This is a genomic window from Ruminococcus albus 7 = DSM 20455 (assembly GCF_000179635.2).
GTDB lineage: Bacteria > Bacillota > Clostridia > Oscillospirales > Ruminococcaceae > Hominimerdicola > Hominimerdicola alba.
Genome location: NC_014833.1, coordinates 2,812,587 through 2,829,849, shown reverse-complemented (window position 1 = coordinate 2,829,849; position 17,263 = coordinate 2,812,587). Strand labels below are relative to the sequence as shown.

Annotated in this window: 18 protein-coding genes; 11 read left to right on the top strand and 7 right to left on the bottom strand. The window is 43.0% G+C overall.

Annotated features, from left to right (window positions below; translation table 11 throughout):
* On the bottom strand, positions 1-876 hold the full coding sequence (locus RUMAL_RS12720; protein WP_013483548.1) for an IS1595 family transposase: 876 nt from the start codon (positions 874-876) through the stop codon (positions 1-3).
* Positions 877-942: 66 nt separating this feature from the next.
* Between RUMAL_RS12720 and RUMAL_RS12715 the strand changes: the two genes are divergently transcribed.
* Together RUMAL_RS12715 and RUMAL_RS12710 are read left to right on the top strand one after the other, a co-directional pair.
* Positions 943-1,320, top strand: coding sequence for a hypothetical protein (locus tag RUMAL_RS12715; protein WP_050793289.1), 378 nt, complete (start codon positions 943-945; stop codon positions 1,318-1,320).
* A gap of 14 nt (positions 1,321-1,334) precedes the next feature.
* Positions 1,335-2,039 carry a TIGR02391 family protein gene (locus RUMAL_RS12710; RefSeq protein WP_013499123.1) on the top strand — a complete coding sequence of 235 codons (705 nt, stop codon included), beginning with the start codon at positions 1,335-1,337 and terminating at the stop codon, positions 2,037-2,039.
* A gap of 74 nt (positions 2,040-2,113) precedes the next feature.
* On the opposite strand, the gene RUMAL_RS12705 is transcribed toward RUMAL_RS12710, so the two are convergent.
* Positions 2,114-3,133, bottom strand: a complete 1,020-nt coding sequence (locus RUMAL_RS12705) for a hypothetical protein (RefSeq protein WP_013499122.1) — start codon at positions 3,131-3,133, stop codon at positions 2,114-2,116.
* A 117-nt stretch (positions 3,134-3,250) separates the two neighbouring features.
* Here RUMAL_RS12705 and RUMAL_RS12700 point away from each other — a divergent pair, with 117 nt between their 5' ends.
* The 6 genes from RUMAL_RS12700 to RUMAL_RS12680 all read left to right on the top strand — a co-directional run bounded on the left by RUMAL_RS12700 (position 3,251) and on the right by RUMAL_RS12680 (position 8,899).
* Complete coding sequence (locus RUMAL_RS12700) at positions 3,251-4,873, top strand: YfjI family protein (protein WP_154662712.1); 1,623 nt, start codon at positions 3,251-3,253, stop codon at positions 4,871-4,873.
* A gap of 100 nt (positions 4,874-4,973) precedes the next feature.
* Positions 4,974-5,264, top strand: a complete 291-nt coding sequence (locus RUMAL_RS12695) for a MerR family transcriptional regulator (protein WP_013499120.1) — start codon at positions 4,974-4,976, stop codon at positions 5,262-5,264.
* A 14-nt stretch (positions 5,265-5,278) separates the two neighbouring features.
* Positions 5,279-5,497 carry a hypothetical protein gene (locus tag RUMAL_RS20840; RefSeq protein WP_013499119.1) on the top strand — a complete coding sequence of 73 codons (219 nt, stop codon included), beginning with the start codon at positions 5,279-5,281 and terminating at the stop codon, positions 5,495-5,497.
* Between the two features lie 2 nt (positions 5,498-5,499).
* Positions 5,500-6,087 carry a CHC2 zinc finger domain-containing protein gene (locus RUMAL_RS12690; RefSeq protein WP_013499118.1) on the top strand — a complete coding sequence of 196 codons (588 nt, stop codon included), beginning with the start codon at positions 5,500-5,502 and terminating at the stop codon, positions 6,085-6,087.
* 369 nt (positions 6,088-6,456) lie between these two features.
* On the top strand, positions 6,457-7,653 hold the full coding sequence (locus RUMAL_RS12685) for a plasmid recombination protein (RefSeq protein ID WP_013499117.1): 1,197 nt from the start codon (positions 6,457-6,459) through the stop codon (positions 7,651-7,653).
* Between the two features lie 109 nt (positions 7,654-7,762).
* The gene (locus RUMAL_RS12680) at positions 7,763-8,899 is read left to right on the top strand and encodes a tyrosine-type recombinase/integrase (RefSeq protein ID WP_013499116.1); all 1,137 of its coding nucleotides are present in this window, start codon (positions 7,763-7,765) and stop codon (positions 8,897-8,899) included.
* Between the two features lie 252 nt (positions 8,900-9,151).
* On the opposite strand, the gene RUMAL_RS12675 is transcribed toward RUMAL_RS12680, so the two are convergent.
* From RUMAL_RS12675 to RUMAL_RS12655, 5 genes are all read right to left on the bottom strand, one after another.
* Positions 9,152-10,969 carry a DUF262 domain-containing protein gene (locus RUMAL_RS12675; protein ID WP_013499115.1) on the bottom strand — a complete coding sequence of 606 codons (1,818 nt, stop codon included), beginning with the start codon at positions 10,967-10,969 and terminating at the stop codon, positions 9,152-9,154.
* A 125-nt stretch (positions 10,970-11,094) separates the two neighbouring features.
* Positions 11,095-11,307 (bottom strand): hypothetical protein, encoded by a 213-nt coding sequence (locus RUMAL_RS12670; RefSeq protein WP_013499114.1) that lies wholly within the window; start codon positions 11,305-11,307, stop codon positions 11,095-11,097.
* 145 nt (positions 11,308-11,452) lie between these two features.
* The gene (locus RUMAL_RS12665; protein ID WP_013499113.1) at positions 11,453-11,815 is read right to left on the bottom strand and encodes a plasmid mobilization protein; all 363 of its coding nucleotides are present in this window, start codon (positions 11,813-11,815) and stop codon (positions 11,453-11,455) included.
* 411 nt (positions 11,816-12,226) lie between these two features.
* Positions 12,227-13,903 (bottom strand): DNA primase family protein, encoded by a 1,677-nt coding sequence (locus RUMAL_RS12660; RefSeq protein WP_013499112.1) that lies wholly within the window; start codon positions 13,901-13,903, stop codon positions 12,227-12,229.
* Positions 13,884-14,138 (bottom strand): hypothetical protein, encoded by a 255-nt coding sequence (locus RUMAL_RS12655; protein WP_013499111.1) that lies wholly within the window; start codon positions 14,136-14,138, stop codon positions 13,884-13,886. The genes RUMAL_RS12660 and RUMAL_RS12655 overlap by 20 nt, the downstream gene beginning before the upstream one ends.
* A gap of 171 nt (positions 14,139-14,309) precedes the next feature.
* Here RUMAL_RS12655 and RUMAL_RS12650 point away from each other — a divergent pair, with 171 nt between their 5' ends.
* From RUMAL_RS12650 to RUMAL_RS12640, 3 genes are all read left to right on the top strand, one after another.
* Positions 14,310-15,086: a helix-turn-helix domain-containing protein gene (locus RUMAL_RS12650; RefSeq protein WP_013499110.1), complete on the top strand. Its 777-nt coding sequence runs from the start codon at positions 14,310-14,312 to the stop codon at positions 15,084-15,086.
* Complete coding sequence (locus RUMAL_RS12645; protein ID WP_013499109.1) at positions 15,073-16,122, top strand: tyrosine-type recombinase/integrase; 1,050 nt, start codon at positions 15,073-15,075, stop codon at positions 16,120-16,122. The genes RUMAL_RS12650 and RUMAL_RS12645 overlap by 14 nt, the downstream gene beginning before the upstream one ends.
* Before the next feature lie 63 nt (positions 16,123-16,185).
* Complete coding sequence (locus RUMAL_RS12640; protein WP_013499108.1) at positions 16,186-17,229, top strand: hypothetical protein; 1,044 nt, start codon at positions 16,186-16,188, stop codon at positions 17,227-17,229.
* Positions 17,230-17,263 lie beyond the last annotated feature (34 nt).

The window sequence follows — 17,263 nt, the reverse complement described above, 5'->3', positions numbered from 1 at the left end:
TCACTGCACCAAAGCAGCCAAAAGCCTTAAATACGCACTGTTTCCCAGCTTACGACGGTTGAATTTGTAGCAGTATTCGGCAGCATATAACGCTGTGTGGATCTTTTCGTTTCCGTGGTAAGTTCCCATGATCATTGCTTTGAAGTTTGATATAACTTTATGCATCCAGTTCAGCTGACCGCTTGTCGGATCATATGTTTCAAAAACATGGAAGTATTTCTGTGCCAACGGTTTCTTGTAACTTCGAGCATTATCACTCTCGATCTTCGAGCCTGCGCGGATATTATCCCTGGCAAATCTACCAACAGTTATACCCTTTAAATTCGGCACATCGCTCATTTTAACGTACTCGGGATTTCCTGCTGCGTTCTTTGACAAAGCTACTATCATCTTGACTTTTTCAGTTCCTCTGCCACGCTTTTTACCGTGAGTCGGAGCACCGAGATACGTGTCATCAAGTTCAACGATCCCGTCAAGCAAATAGCGTTCTTCACGGCATTTCATAGCTTTTCTGATGCGATGAAGGATGTACCATGCAGTCTTGTAGGTCACCCCCAAAGACCTCATCAGCGTAACAGCAGAAACGCTGCATTTGTTGCTCATAATGAGGAATGCGGTGACTATCCACAGTCTGAGCGGAATATGTGTTCTGTGCATAAAAGTTCCGTTTGTGGCGGATATATCTGCTTTACAGAACTTGCATCGCAGCAGATGGCGTGACCTTATCCTGCGGTACTCAGAGCCACCGCAAAACGGGCAGGCAAAACCCTTTTCAAAGCGGATATCAAGCAGAAAATCCTTGCAAAAGCTTTCATCTGCGAACTTTGAGTATATCCCATCAAGTGTGATCTCAGGTTTCGGAAATCTTTTTGACATAGCGACAGCTCCCTTCGGTTTCTGTCACTATTATACTATATTTTCTGAGTTTTGAGGTCTGTTTATTTGGACAGCATTGTAAATTATCTGTGGTGTGTTAAAGGGATAACCATGTTGTATAAAATTCCATTTCGCCTTTCTAAAAGACCAAGTAGCTTATGGATAAATATCTTCATTTCAACTTGGAATAGTCCTCCAAGATTTACAACAATGCACAGACCAGGAATTGCTTCTGTATATGGTGATAAGATAATATTAGACGGGACAACTATCGAAGAGGTTAGGGATTACCATAGAGAAACTTTAGTGTTATGTGTAAACACTGCAAATAAAAAAGAGCAAGCAATTATTTTAGAAGAAAAACGAAAAAGAGAACTTGAAGAAAATCGAATAAATCAGCATTTCTCCAATGTTGCTTCAATTGCCGATGACATAAAGTTTTAACAAAAGGACGTGCTATGGATACACAAAGAATAACTAATCTCTTATCCCTGCTCAAGAGAATAGGATCACAGAACAATTGGAATTTGATACCGATTCCTGTTGGACAAATAACATCAATAAAGAATGATTTATCTAAAATATCATATGATATTGCAATAGAATATCCTCATTTCAGCAGCGAATTATTTCGGTTGAAAGATATGCTGTTTATTTATAATGGTTGTTTAAATTCGTCTGTATTTGGACAGATTATTGCTATATTAAAATCTTTGAATTATGATATTGACAACCAGAAAAAAGATATTTGGAGTATGATACATAGTCGTATTATTAAATCGTCCAAACAGCTATATCTTGATGGTCATTATGCAAATGCAGCTGAAGATGCTTTTATTGAGATAAATGATAGAGTTAAGAATTTATATACTATCGTTAAACCTGGGGATTCAAATGTTCCTGATGGCTACGACGCCATGAACAAAGTGTTTTCTGATAATCCTCTCATAGAAATATGTGATAGAAGCACAGAAACAGGCAAAAATATCCATAATGGAACACGCTTTATGCTGGCAGGAGCAATGTCAGCTCTAAGAAATCCGAAAGCCCATACAAACACTATTGTAGTAACCAAGGAAGAATGTATGCGCCGATTAATGTTTGCAAGTATGCTTATGTATAAAATCGACGAAGCTGTAAATTATTCTGGAATTATAGAATGATACATAATAACAGGAACTGTCTCATTAAGGCGGTTCCTGTTTTTGTATAACTCTGACCCCACCAAATTCAAAGTTCACCCCTTACTCCCAAACCTTTCAACTAACTCATCAGCCAACGCCTTTATCTCCGCCTTATACTTTGCCCCAAGATCAATAAGTTCCTTAGTCGGCAGACCGTTCCGTATCAGACGTTTTTTGAGTTTGTCCATATCGTCCATACGCTCCTGCTTCGCCTGCATAAACTCGTCAAACTCAGCAGGGTGATACTTTTGAATGCCTGCTTCTACAAGTGTTTTCTTATATCTGCGAACAAAGGCATCATAATCACGTTTGACGGCAGAGTATTCCTTGGTATTCTCCTTGTAAATAGCCTCTTTCTGCTGTTTCTGTGCTTCGATGCATTCAGCAGAGTGACAGCAGACCTCGCCTTCCGTTCCGAGAAACAGCTTGTGACAGAAGCCACACTCGCTGACCGTCCATTTATTATGATGAACGAGCTGCCCGATCTCCGCAAGGATAGTCAGCAGGCAGTTATCGCTTTCACGGAATACATTATAAGTGTATTCGTCGGCGGCAATAATCGTCCGCCCAGGCTGTATCATAAAATGCTCCATATTAGCCTTACAGTTGAAATACGCATTACTGCTCATAAGCGTAAAATGCGTATCCATGTAGTCCATGAGCTTTCGGGCAACTTCATCCTGTATCTTTCTTCTGTTGAGCTTGGCGATAACTACGTCATTCGGTTTCAGCAGGACATACCGTTCCTTATCATAAAACTCAATGACCGAGGTCACATATCCTCGGAAGAATATGTTTTCCCCATACTCGGCTATGAACCTTGCAATCATATCATCGGTGCTGACATCAATGCTCCTGTCAATACGCAAGGCACTGTTGAGCCTGTCCCTGAACGCATCATACGGCTCGGTATGCTCGCAGAAAACCTTATGCTGATTCATCAGCTCGTCAAAGGTGAACGTTCTTGTATTCAGAACAGCTCCATGAACACTTTCATCGGTATCATTAACAGACTGTGCGATATTTATCGTGCGGTCTGTTTCGTTTATACGGTAAATTGTCGTAGTTCCCATACGCTCTCCTCGCTTTCAGTATCTTCTTCCATTATAGCACATCACACGCAAACTGTCAATTATAATGCGTATTATAGCGTGATTGTATTCGTATTCTAAAATTTTATGCGTATTCTTTTGCGTAAATACGCAATGCACGCACAAGCACTCCGAAAGAAATGTTACAATGTTCATGTCAGATGCGAAAGACATCTGACAGCGGAACAACATGACGATGTTGACCGCTATACACATAAAAGTGCTTTTATAGATCATATCAGAAAGGACGATGATAATTCATTGGACAATGTAACACAATGGGCAAAACCCACACCACTCCGTCCCGACGGGACAAACCTCCTGCCGTTCCCTGTGAACGCTTTGCCACCTATTATAGGAGACATGGCGCAGGCAATAGCGACTACCACATCAACGGACGTTGCAATGGCAGGGACTTCGATACTCTCTGCGGTGAGCTACTGCTTTTCAGGAGTTTACCGTATGTCCGCCAAGCGTGACCACACCGAACCTCTGGTGCTTGACACGCTGACCATAGCAGAGCCGAGCTTCAAGAAGTCACCTGTAATGTCGCTTATAAAGCGTCCGTACATTCAGTTTGCACACGACTGGAATGAGAACAACAAGCAGGATATCTTTCAATCTCAGGCAGAACGCAAGCTCCTGTTGAGCAAGCTGGAAGCCCTTGAAAAGAAGAAAGATGTGACAGCTGAGGAGATAGCCAAGCTCCAGACGGAGATAAGCAATATCCCTGCGAGCAACTTCCGCAGGATAGCGGTGGACGATGTGACACCCGAATCCCTTGTGAACCTGCTCGAAGAGAACGGCACACTGCTTATGATATCCGACGAAGCCGGAATGCTCGGTAATTTCAGCGGACGTTACAGCAACAACGTACCTAACCTTGATCTCCTGCTGAAATCATGGAACGGCGAGACCTACATCAGCGACCGAGCTACCAGAGCGAGCATTGTGCTGAAAAAGCCCTACATGAGCATCTGCCTTGCCTGTCAGCCTTATGTGTTCGACGGTATGATAAACAATCCTGTGTTTCGTGGCAGCGGTCTGATAGCAAGGTTCATGTATTGTTTTCCTGTCAGCAACATCGGTTCACGAAAGTATGATACGCAGGCTGTGCCTGAGCAAGTCGCTGAGAATTACAAGAACCTTGTGTACAAGCTCCTCGGAGCTAAGTTCACCTACCATGACGAGAAAGAGCTTTATCTGCATTTCGATGCAAAGGCATACGGAGAGTTCGTTGACTATTACAACAACTTTATCGAGCCGCACCTTGTCACGGATATGGCTTTCTGCAAGGACTGGGGCGGTAAGTACCACGGCGAACTGCTCCGCCTATGCGGTATCATTCACTGTATCAAGTGTGCATTGAACGGCGTAAACCCCGTAGAGAACCGTGTTACGTTGGATACGTTCTGCAACGCTGTTGAGATAGGCGAGTATTTCCGTGAACAGGCTATCTACGCTTACAGTCTCGGTGACGTTGATCTCGGCACTATTAAAGCTGAGAGGGTACTCAACAAGATACGCTCCAAGCACATAACCAACATCAGACAGAATGACCTTTACAAGCTCTGCCGATGTACGCTTTTCAAGAACGCAGCCGACTTCGCTGAGACAATGGATATGCTGGAGGAATACAACTACCTCCGCCGTGAGAAAGTGCAGGGAGCGAATGGGAACAACAAAAGCGGGGTCATGGTTTTTATCAACCCCAACATATGAACGATCGACATTATCAGCATTTTCGGACTTGATCGTGCTGAAAATGCTGATAGTACACAAAAATACAACTCAGAGAAAAGAGAAAGATGAGGTATTTATTATGCTTACAAGAGAACAGAAAGAGACAATGCTGAACCAGATACTGGAGCTTATGACTGCTATCGCCTACGATGAACCTGTTGAGAACGCTCCTGCGCCCACCGAGAAAAAGACTGAAAAGGTGAAGATGCTCACCGTGAAGGAGTGTACAGAGCTTATCGAGGGGCTTTCCGAACACACCGTGCGTATGCTCGTTGCTCAGAATAAGATCAAGTATATCCGCACAGGCGAGGGTGTCCGTGGCAAGATTCTTGTCAATAAGGCTGACCTGCTGAACTATTTTCAGAACTGAGAGGGGGGGATAATATGTGCGAATACAACGAGAACGATATCCGCAACAATGGTATCCATACTTTCGATGATGCCGAGCAGGAGGAGCTTTACTACAAGATGCTCCACACTCTGTTTTATCGTGGCTTCTATGCTGCCGATAACAAGGACTGCGATCCGTGTCATTTCCTGACCGAGCAGGAGCAGAACATTTACAAGTCGGCTCTCGACTTCTTCAACTCTATCCCGTTCTGAGCGTGACCGTATTCGAGCAAGTAAAATCTGCTATTGATATGAGAACAGTGGCGGAGGGATATGGTCTTGAAATATCCCGTGGCGGTATGGCACTTTGTCCCTTTCACAATGAGCGTACTCCCTCTGCAAAAATCTATCCCGATGCTCTGCATTGCTTCGGCTGCGGAACACACGTTGATGTTATCGGATTCACACAGAAAATGTTCGGGCTCGATAAGCCCATTGATGCAGTAAAAAAGCTGAATGAGGACTTCGGTCTGAATATCGAGATCGGTAAAGCTCCGGCTGCGAAAGAAGTGTCCGAATATCAGAAGCGTGTTCAGGAAAAACGAGCCTATGAAGAATGGGAAAAGTCCGCTTGGCGGACACTTAACGATTACCTGTGGCTGATGCGTGAATGGAGAGAATTTGCTCCTGCGTCACCCGATGAAATTCCTGACGAAAGATTTGTGTATTCCCTGCATCATTTGGACTATGCGGAGTACCTCTGCTGGGAGTTCATAAACTTCAATAAAGCAGGTCGGCTTTCCATGAAAAATATCGTAAATCAGATAGCAGATTTTCAGAAAAATATGAGTGCTGATTTTTGAAAAAAACATCGTTTCCGATATGGTATTTCTTCAAAATTGTAATGCGTTTTTTCGCAACTCTCATGGGTGCGATTTTGAATAACCGTACCCACAATTTCGGCTGCTCCGTCAGCCGATAAAAGCCTCGCAGAGCCCCAATATCATTTTTGATGGACTGTATAGGCTGTCAAAAGTGATTTGGGGTTACTGGCGGCGCACCGCAAGTAAATCTCAGCGCTCCGCGCTGTTTGGTTTGCCGATCACCACTGTATCGTTGCAAGCCAATCAAAGCCCATCAAGGGCGCTCGTATAGCAAAGGCATCAAGCCTTTTGCGTACCTGTTTTCCCTCGTCAGAGGGTTCAATAAAAATATAAAGAGGAGACATTTTTATGAGTGAAAAATCTATCTCTATGTGTGAGGGAAAAGGCAGCCTTTCACATAACAACAGAGAGTTTACTGCCAAGAATATCGACAGCTCCAGAACGCCGAACAACATAGTGTTCGTTCAGCAGGAATTGGGAGAAGCCTATCACCAGCTTTTTGATGAAGCAGTCGAGAAGTATAACGCCCGTCAGAAAAGAAAGGATCGCAAGATCGGTGACTACTTCGAGCATCTGTTCAATCGTCCGCCCGGCAAGAGTTTTATTGTCAACGCAAACAAGCAGAAGTGTTTCTACGAACATCTTGTTTACATCGGAACAAAAAAGGATTCGGGCATCGGCACTCCCGATGCTGAGATAACGAAAGAGTGTCTGCGTGAATACATGGAGGGCTTTCAGGAGAGAAACCCTAATTTCTATGTTTTCAATGCCGTTATGCACCTCGATGAATCAACTCCGCATCTGCACATCGACTATATCCCCGTAGGGCATTTCAAAAACGGTCTTGAAGTCCGCAACGCAAAGAACAAAGCCCTTGAAGAAATGAACTTCGGAAAAGATGCTAAGGCGAACAACCGTTGGAGACTTGCCGAGTGGGATGTTTTAAAGAATATCTGCAACGCTCACGATATTGAGATCAGCGAACCGAAAAAGTCCAGGGGTTACAGCTACACGGTCGAGGAGTACGGCGAGCATCAGGACAGGATTAATGCTCTCAATGCCGAGATTGAAAGGCTCACCGCCGAGCGTGACGAAGCTGTTGCCGAGTTTGAAAAGGTGTCCAGGAAAAAGGTGAAGCTGGCAGAGATAGACAGCGTGGAGACCGGCAAGACCGTGTTCGGCGGTAAGGTGACGGTTTCTCAGGAGGACTGGGAGAACGTGTCCGACCTTGCAAAGAAAGAAGTAGCATCTCAGAAGCAGACCAAGAAGCTCCGCAAGGAACGTGATGAAGCTGTTCAGGAGCGTGACAAGCTGAAAACGCAGCTGGCAGCAGTCTCATCGGAGCTTTCTGAGTACAAGAAAAAGGAAGAAAACAAGCGTTATTTCTCCCGTGAAAAGCAGAATGCCGAAGCTCAGCGTATCAAGCGTGAGGAACAGCTCACCCGTGACCTGCAAAAGGCAAGGGCTTTCATAACCGCCTGCGGACTGTCGGAGGATTTTGCCCGGTACAGGTATAACAAAACAAGAAGCACAGAGTTAGAATAAAAGACGAAAAGCTATGGCATATCTCCGAAAGCGCTTGACAAAGAGAGAATAGTGCGCTACAATGCTAAATACAGAGATATGCCATAGTGTAAATTTGGAGGGATTTACATTGGCTAATATAACAAAACGTGGAAACACATTCCGTATCAGGGTGTTTGTCGGCTGCGATATGAACGGCAAACAGCTTGTAAAATCGACCACTTTCACTCCGCCTGTCGGGGTGACTGAAAAGAAAGCCGAGAAGCTGGCTCAGGAGTACGCTTTTGAGTTCGAGAGACACTGCAAGGGTTATTCTCTGCTCAACGAGAATATGCGTTTTTCCGAGCTTGCCGACTGGTATTTCACAAACTACGCTCCCCAGGAGCTGAAAGAGAGTACCGTCTACACCTATTGGGGGCAGTACAAAAACCACATCGAGCCTGTTCTCGGTAACATAAAAGTCAAGGACATCAACGCTCCCAGGCTGACGCAGATAATGCAGTCCTATGACCTGAACCCTGCGACTGTCAAGAAGCTGTACGTCATTGTACAGAGCATCTTCCGCAGAGGAGCAGAGCAGGGCTTTATCCGTGATACTCCCTGCCGTAACGTGGTACTGCCAAAGCGGAAGAAAAGCCGCAAGAATAAGGCTTTGGAGGAGGACAAGCTCAAAAGGTTCATGGCTTACCTTGAAAGCAAGCCGTGGGACGAGGATTTCAAGCGTATCATAAAGGTGCTGCTGTACACGGGTATGCGTTCGGGTGAGTGTCTCGGACTTGCGTGGGAGGACATTGACTTCGAGAACAACACTATCTCCATAAACCATACGCTGACCGATATAGGCGGAAAGCACGAACTGACCGATCCTAAGACCGAGAGCAGTATCCGCATCATCGGTATGGGACAGGAGCTGAAAAAAGTCCTTCTCGCTCAGAAGGACTACATCGAGAAGCTGAAACTCGCCCTCGGTGATGATTTCGCTCACCCTGAAATGGTATTCGTGTCTGCAAGAGGGAACTACCGTGACCGCAATTCGGTATATCAGTCCCTCAAACGCTTCACCAAAGGAACGGAATTCGAGGATATGACACTGCATCAGCTCCGTCACTGCAACGCAACAATGCTCCTGAACAGCGGTATCGACCTGAAAGTTGTGTCCGAGCATCTCGGTCACTGTGATGTGAACGTCACCGCTGACATCTATGCCGATGTTCTGCGAAAAACAAAAGCCCGAACTGCCGAGCAGATCGAGCTGTGCCTTGCGTAAAGGCAAATAAAAACCTCCCTGCGCGAACAGGGAGGTGACCATTTGACCAATAGTTGACCAAAGAGCATTTGACCACTCGCAAAGTGCGTAAATACGCAAGTTTTGAGGTGTCTGATTATCTCTTAGATAAAGTGCAATTACGCTATTGCGTTGTTTTGAGGCTGTTTTGTTAGTTGTGTGTTAGTTACCCTGCTTGTTTTGTGACAATGCAGGGCTATTTTATTGTTGCTGAATAAGCAGACAACTTATAGCTTATTTCCAATTCCACAGTAATATCTGCCTATATAATTCTGCTCGTTCTGTAATAGAATCACGAGTGTAATCGTCATACGAGTGTATATCAAGGTTACTTTTCTCTATGAAGTTCTTGAAACCAGGGCTGTTAGTATATTTCTTTTCACACAATGACTGAGCAAGAATGTTTTGGCTGAAATACAACTCTACCTTATCTTTGTATTTCATATCGCCATACGAAGCGTTGAAGCTTTTTGGTAGTACAAGCAGACCACCGATATTATTTCTATATGTATTAAAGTCAGCCTCATTAGGGAATATTTCACTGAACCATTCATAATGGTCTGCCCATATATGCTCAACCTCGATATTCTCCTTGTTCAGCATATAATCAGACTCATTTGATTCTCTTGCTACTATTTCTGTAATAAGCGATAACAGCACTCTGATCTTAGGTTTATTCATCATGTTAAGAGTTGGCGGAGTACTAAGTTCGGGGATTTCGATAGGTTCAGTTGCAAGAATTTCTTTAATTTCATCGATATTCTTTCCTCGGAGCTGTTTGCAAAGTTTGTAAATCTTATCCTCCATAGAACTCTGAGCTATACTTGTGTGTCTCCATACACGCCACGAGAGCACTTTCGTCAGATATTTTGATACAATCTTGATTTTCTCATCTACAATAGCATCAGTATCATTATATGAAATAGCTGACAACAGAAGAGCAGACTGAAGAGTAAAGCCATAATCGCTATTTACTATCAGATAAAGATAGTCTGTAACGCTGTCTTTTCTGTTCTCTATTTTCTTCATAATGTAGATATACTTTCGGGCGAAAAATGCTATCTTGTTAATAAAGTCCACATAATCCCCTGATGTATTTAAACCGAGGTCTTTGCTTTTATCTCTAACCCAACGATGAAATTGTTGACCGATCACGATGAAATCGGAATTTGAATCAGCGCTTTGAGAAAGGTTATCTGCATAATGTCCTCTGAAAAAAATCTTGAAAAACTCAAACTCAGCTTTTGATTTTGAACTTAGCTTTACAGTTGCCAGTTCTGATATGACCTGATCGTACAATTCCATAGAGTCCTGGCGATTTTCATCATTTATATTGGCAAGCAGATAACTGCGGAGCATTTCTATCTGAGTAAGCGATAAGCCACGGTCATTCATAGTTTCAAATATCACATAGGCAAACTCATCGCTATTAGTCCAGACTTTTGAAAACATTACATTTCCCATAAGCCAATATACAAAGCAATTAATGTTGGATTCGTTTATTCTATCATCCCAGCATTCTCCGATATCATTATATCTATCGACTAAGTTTTTTATGGATACAGACATATTCTCACCATCTGGAGGTGAATAACTGCCTTTTTCGTAGAGAGCTTTCATACATTTATTTCGTTCGTCTATTCCAAGAGTAAACTTCCAAGCTCCACGCTCATTTTTATAAACCAGTCTCTCCATATCACTTTTAGGAAAATCAGGAGTATTCTCAAATCTTTTAATAATGTACATCAATAGCAGGGTAAAAGTCGTTATTCTCTGCTGACCATCAATTACCGAATTAACATTACCGGGTTTTACAGAAAGGACAACTTCGCCCATGTAGTAAGGATCGTATTCTCCGGTAACAGTTGTATCGTGCTCAGGTTTCCAGTTCTTGAGAAATTCGATTGTCAGATCTGAAATAAGGTCTTCTATCTGCTTTTTCTGCCATACGTATTCACGCTGATAGAAGTCAACAGTGTAGCTTGCTGAAAATATTTCAGAAAGAGAATGAACTTTACTATCGACAATTCTTAATTCTTTGTTTTCTTTCATAGTAACACCTCTCCAGTATTTTTTCTATAATTATATCACATTTTGTCTATTTAGTCAATTAGATAAAGTTGATTATAGAAAAACTCTCAACCTATTAGCAGTTGAGAGTTCATAATTATATTCTCTTATTCATCCTCGTCCGAACACTCCTCCAGCCCATGAATGAGCTGAATGTAAACGCACTCTGCTCGGTCACGTTCCTCACCCTCGGTAGTCATCATCTGTCTGAGAAAGAAATTCTGTGCTTCCTCACGATCGTCCCATATCTCTTTCTTGCCGTTGCAGATGGTAGTGACTGTGCGAGTTCTCGGCATTGCGAGTTCGGGTATTCTAAACATAAAATCGCCTCCATAAATTATTGTTGTGAATCTATTATAGCGGACAGATATTCAAGAGTCCAGCTATGCGGAATGATTGTAATTATTTTTGTGAAGAGCGCAGCAAAAAGAAGATAAAATCCAGTGCAATGCGCATTGTATTCTGTCAGTGTCTCAGCTGCAAAACTTTACACGTAAAAAAGTTCAGCGGCTGCCATATCTGCGCCATCTTCTCTTTGATTTCAGCAATGTCGCTGTCGAAAGAATCATCGTCTCGGCTGACGTGAAGAATGATCTGACTGATGTTGTTGGAAATGTTAGCTACCAGGTGGTATATTTCACGTAGTTCCTCTTCATTGAAATGAACGATATAGCCTTCAAATATCATTGCTCTGACGAAGCCGGAAAATGTTCGCATTCCACTGTTTTTAAACTTACGTTTGAATGCTTCAAGCTCCTCTTCGGTTACTCGTATTTTCAGGTAGCGGTCACGCTTTATTACCTGCTTTTTCTTCTCACTTTTTCTCATAGAAATCCTCTCTTTCGTATACTAAAAATCGGGGTCTGAGGGGTGTCCCTCTCACAAGCTTTGTATTGTGTGGTTTTCAGTTTTTGTACCCACACAATACCGTGCTTGCTACTCTTCCATACGCACCTGTGGACGTGGCTTCATTTTTCTCTTTTTCAAAAGAGAATTCCGGGCATTTCTGTGCCTGTCAAACTTGTCATTTTTCTTTTCTGACAGCTATTCAATTTACACGATTACACACTTCACACGCAACGGCAGAACTGACCGAAGTTTTATCATCAAAAAAGAAAAAATATTTCTGTGGCTTTCCCGTATCAAAGAAACAGAATATCTGTGTATGTGTGTAAGCCTCGATATTCTTTCTTTTCAGGTGTGTATAAAAGTGTGTATCGAACCGTGTAAAATTGTTGCTCAGTACATGATCGTCGGGGGACGATAAGTGTATCTCATTCCAAGGAATCCTCTGGCTCTCCTGCCTTGTTCGTTGACAGCATTTTCGGAATAGGTAATACCGTAATCATCTGCATGAGATTTCAGATAGCCGGAGAAGGTTCTTCTTGATAATTCATCAAGGCTGTTGAGCCTGCACCAACTCTGATATGCCCAGTATAATTCCTGAGAATGTATCTGCCCCGAAGCGTCAAACTTGAAGTCATGCTCGCTCTCCATAAATGGAATGATATTGTTGCATTCACGCTCGCTGCGTTTGAGGTTTTCTTTCGCCTGATCGCTGATCGTAAACTCAAAATCATTGGCGATAAGTCGTTCCAATCCTTCAAGGCACCAACGGAATATTCCTTCTTTTTCTGCAAGCAGTTTTTCGGTCAGATGTTTGTCTGCTGTACGGTCTTTCGGAACGGGCTTTGCAACAAGTATCATCTGCCTGCGGAAGAAGCCTTCACTGCGATCATAAAGTGCAGAGATCGGATTGTTGCCGAATGCGATTACTCTTGTGTACAATAACGCCTGAAAAGAAGGACTGCCTTTCGGCTCGATCTCCATAGGTATCTCCGCTGTGATAAGCTGTTTGAGGAACTCTGTCTTTTCAAGTGCAGACATATCCATATCATCATCTATCATGCAGAGCTTTCCGAGGAGCTTGACCTTATTGAATCGGGCAGCAGCTCCGTTGTCCAGACCTGATACACTTCCGCTTACGGAATTCTTATATCCCATGATCTCGAAAAGCACCTTGCCGACACGGGACTTTCCTTCGCCGCCGTTGCCTGAGATCATCAGCATTTTCTGTGCTCTTGTGGACGGTATCAGCAGATACCCCATATACTCCTGCAAGGTCATAACGTCCTGTTCGTTCAATAGCTCCTGCACAAACTTGAGCCAGCGTTCAGGCTTCGGTGCATCGGAACGGTATTCAATGCCCAGGCGGTTCATTGTAAACTGCTTTCCCTGAGAGAATACAAAGTGTCCCTGTGCCAGATGAAGTGTGCCGTTTTTCAGATGTATAGTGTGTTCGTTAGGCTCAGGTGCAGGACGGTAGCACTTTATCTTCATGGCTTCCACCAGACGTTTGGTACGGTCTGCGACATTCTTCACTACATAAGGCTTGATACGCTCGTATATGACCTTGCTCAGCTCCGAGATAAGGAACTCGCCGTCAATATCATAGAACAGCCCATTGATGCAGTACAGTGTGTGCTGTGTGAGAAGTTCGGTGCAGAATACATCCTCATTGACCTGTGTTCCGTCCCACCACTTTGGATATTTGCTTTTATCCTCTTTCTTTTCCTGATGCTCTGCCTCTTTGAGCTGACGCAGAGCCTTGTCCTTATACGGAGCAACAAGGCTGTCAAAGTCCGCCGTCAGCTTGAATTTCTTGGCTACTTGTCTGAATGCCGTGATATACTGCGATATTGCAAACTCATTAGGCAAGGTAAGTATCTTTTCATAGGGCGCAGTGCTGTTAAGTATATCGTCATACGTTACCGCTGACAGTTCTTCTTTCAGCTTATCAAGCTCAGACTTCTCCTGTTCTTCGGACTGTACCTCCTCATCAGGTACAACGGGGAGATCATCCCCGTTGTTCGCCACCGTAATCAGCTCCGCAGCATCATTCATCATTTCCTGCATCGCTGACCTCCGTTTCTGCTCTGAAATAGCCTAAGTCCTCCCATACTTTCTTGTCAGGGCAAAGATAGTTGTATTCACTTGAACCTTCTTTTTTGAAAGCATATCCGAAACGGAATATGCCTTTCTGTAAGCCGATTCTGATGTACTGCGGGTCTTTGCCTGTTGCCTGTGCGATCTCCTTGATCGGTACGTTTCTGCCTGTAAAAGCCGGCAGAGAATTAGAAGTATTATTCATTTGGTCTCCTTCCGATTATATATCTATCTCTAATCGTGTGAAAAAATCTCAGGGTGCCTCTTGACATCTCTCTGCGATTCTGATATAATTGTACCATACACTTCCAGACATTTCAATTGTCTTGATAAAAATAGTACATTAACAATTTATTCATAAATAGTGGAGGGCAAAATGAAGACAGCAATAGATCAGGAGAAAACAAGAGAAAAGATAGTTGCTCTGCGTACCGAGCGTGGTTTGTCGCAGAATCAGCTTGCAGAAGCTCTCGGTGCTTCACGTACACATTACAACGGTATCGAACACGGCAAGGCTACTATCACAAACAGCTATATCAATATGCTTGCTGAGTTCTATGATGTGCCTGTCGAGGATATAGTTGTCTATGCGGACAGTTATGACGATGATTATTATGAAGCATTACAGAAGTTCAATCACCTTATGGGGGACAGCTTTGATAGCCTGAAATCGCAGGCGGTGCTGCTCGATACCGCCACATTTGTTGGCAAGCGTAATCAGAACGTGCTGTCAACGGTGCTTGCTAACCTCGGTTACACACTGGAGATCAAGGCTTCTCGTGATGTGTGGAGCGATTACTTCATTCTTTCTCAGACGGACGAGGGACAGCCTGTGTATGATATGCCGCCTGAGTTGTTGCAGTTATTCTCCGAGGGATATGTAATTGCTCTCAAAAAGGCAGGAAAGACAATGTGCTATATGTCCATAAGCGAATATCTGCAATTTGAAAACTATCTGATAATGACAGTCAAGGGCTTTACATCGTCCATAATCAGCGATTTTAAGAAGTTCACCGTCAACAAGGACGAACAGGAAGAAGCACCAATGCCCCTTGACGAGCTGAAAACTCAGATCGACCGCATTTCCGAGATCGTTGACACCTGCCGTGAGGTAGTACGGCTGAAGGAGGAGAAGCAGAATGAAGTTAGCTAACGGTGTTGGCACTGTATACAAGCTGTCGGGCAACAGGCGTAATCCCTACATTGTCCGCAAGACGGTGGGCTGGGATATTGACACAAAGACAGGCAAGCGTAAACAGCAGTACATCACTATCGGCTATGCGCCGACCAGGGCTAAAGGGCTTGAAATGCTCATGGACTACAATAAGAATCCTTATGACATTGAAGCCTCCAAAATCACTTTTGCCGAAGTCTTTGAGAAGTGGTCGGCGGAGAAGTTCCCCACGATCTCGGACAGCAACGCCAAAGCCTACAAAGCGTCATATAATACCTGTGAACCCCTGCACGACAGAGTGTTCAAGGATTTGAAGCTGACTGACTTGCAGGGTGTTGTAGACAACTGCGGTAAGAACTATCCGACGCTCCGCAAGCTGAAAGTGCTTTTCAGCCAGATGTATGAGTATGCCATGAAGTATGAGATCTGCATGAAAGACTACTCTGAGTATGTGGATATTATCAAGTTCAAGGACAAGAACCCGAACAAGACAGACCGCTCTCCTTTCAGTAAGGAAGAAATTGATGCTCTGTGGGTGCAGGAAAGCAACATCTACGCTCAGATCGTCCTCATGCTGATATACAGCGGAGTTCGTGTGTCCGAGCTGCTCGACCTGAAACGTGAGAACGTCAACATCGAGGAGCATTGCTTCAAGGTTGTGGAAAGTAAAACCGAAAGCGGTATCCGTGTTGTACCGATACACGACAGGACTTATCCGTTCTTCAAGAAGTGGTACGAGGACGGCAACGAATATCTGCTCCATACTCCCGACGGCAAGCAGTTCATCTACCGCAACTACTACGATTCCTACTGGACACCTGTTATGGAGCTGATCGGCTGCTCCCACAAGCCGCACGATACTCGTCACACCTGCATCTCGATGATGACCGAGAAAGAGGTATCGCCTACGCTGATAAAGAAGATCGTCGGTCATTCGGGTGCAATGTCACTGACCGAGAAGGTCTATACGCACGTTAATGTGCAGGAGCTGTTGGAGGCTATCAATAGGATATAGGCATAAAGATACCGCTGAGGGATTTATTCTCTCAGCGGTATAGAGGAAGAAAGGGAGTATAATATGTTATTTCTGGATGCAAACGCTTTATATTACTTTTATGGCAATGAAAAATTAGGACAACCTATTCCACCAAATATCGATATAAGCAAATTGCGAAGTGTATGCGAAAAAATAAGCGATATAGCGTTACCATCAAGTGCATACATGGAAATGGTAGTACATTTTAAGGATTCACCTAAAACGATAAAATCTATAATTTCTTTTCTTGCAGATAAAAAAGTCAAGATTTGGAACAATACTCCTACTTATGATGTTTCAAAGGACTTATTAGATTTACAAACTATATTTGATAACACTAAAAGTACATTACTTTATATTAATAAGATTACTAATGCCAAAATGCAATGTGAGTTAGCATTTTCTCATTTCTTTCTATATGAAATCCTAACGATCTACACTTATACGAGTATAACCTCAAAAAAAGATATACCTCAAAATGAACAGTTATATGCACTTAGGTTTGTGTATGAACGACTAATAAAGAATAACAACAATTACCGCAAACTGCTACAACAAGCATATGAAGAAGGTTATGAAAAAAATGACCCGCAGAGAATTGTTAAGAATTTTTTCATTGATTGTATTCGTGATGCTTGTTTGAAGATAGATATACTGATTGAGTGGGTATGTGAATACTATCGTCAAGGAAAACCAGTTGATATTAGTACAATATTTGATCAAGCATTTGAACAAGCGACAAGGTATAAAGGAAACAGTCCAGAAATGTCCAAGATTGTAAAAGTAATATCAGATGCTCCATTAAACATACAAAAAATATTTGAAGAATTATCTGAGGTCTTTGATCCAAAATTCACAAAGGCACAAAAAGAATACACAAGTCAAGTTTTACTATCTCAATGGTTACTTAACGGACAAAAATTTCAAAAAAATGATATATTTGACTTCTTTTGGATGGGATGTCTTGATCATGTTTCAGCAATTCCCAAAATAACAAATTGCATAACATTTGATAATAAAATGAGGAACTTCATAAAACTGTATAGACCATATATGGATAGATTTATTTCTTCACTTATTATTTAGTAAACGAAGATAGCCGTCAAGATAAACATTTCTT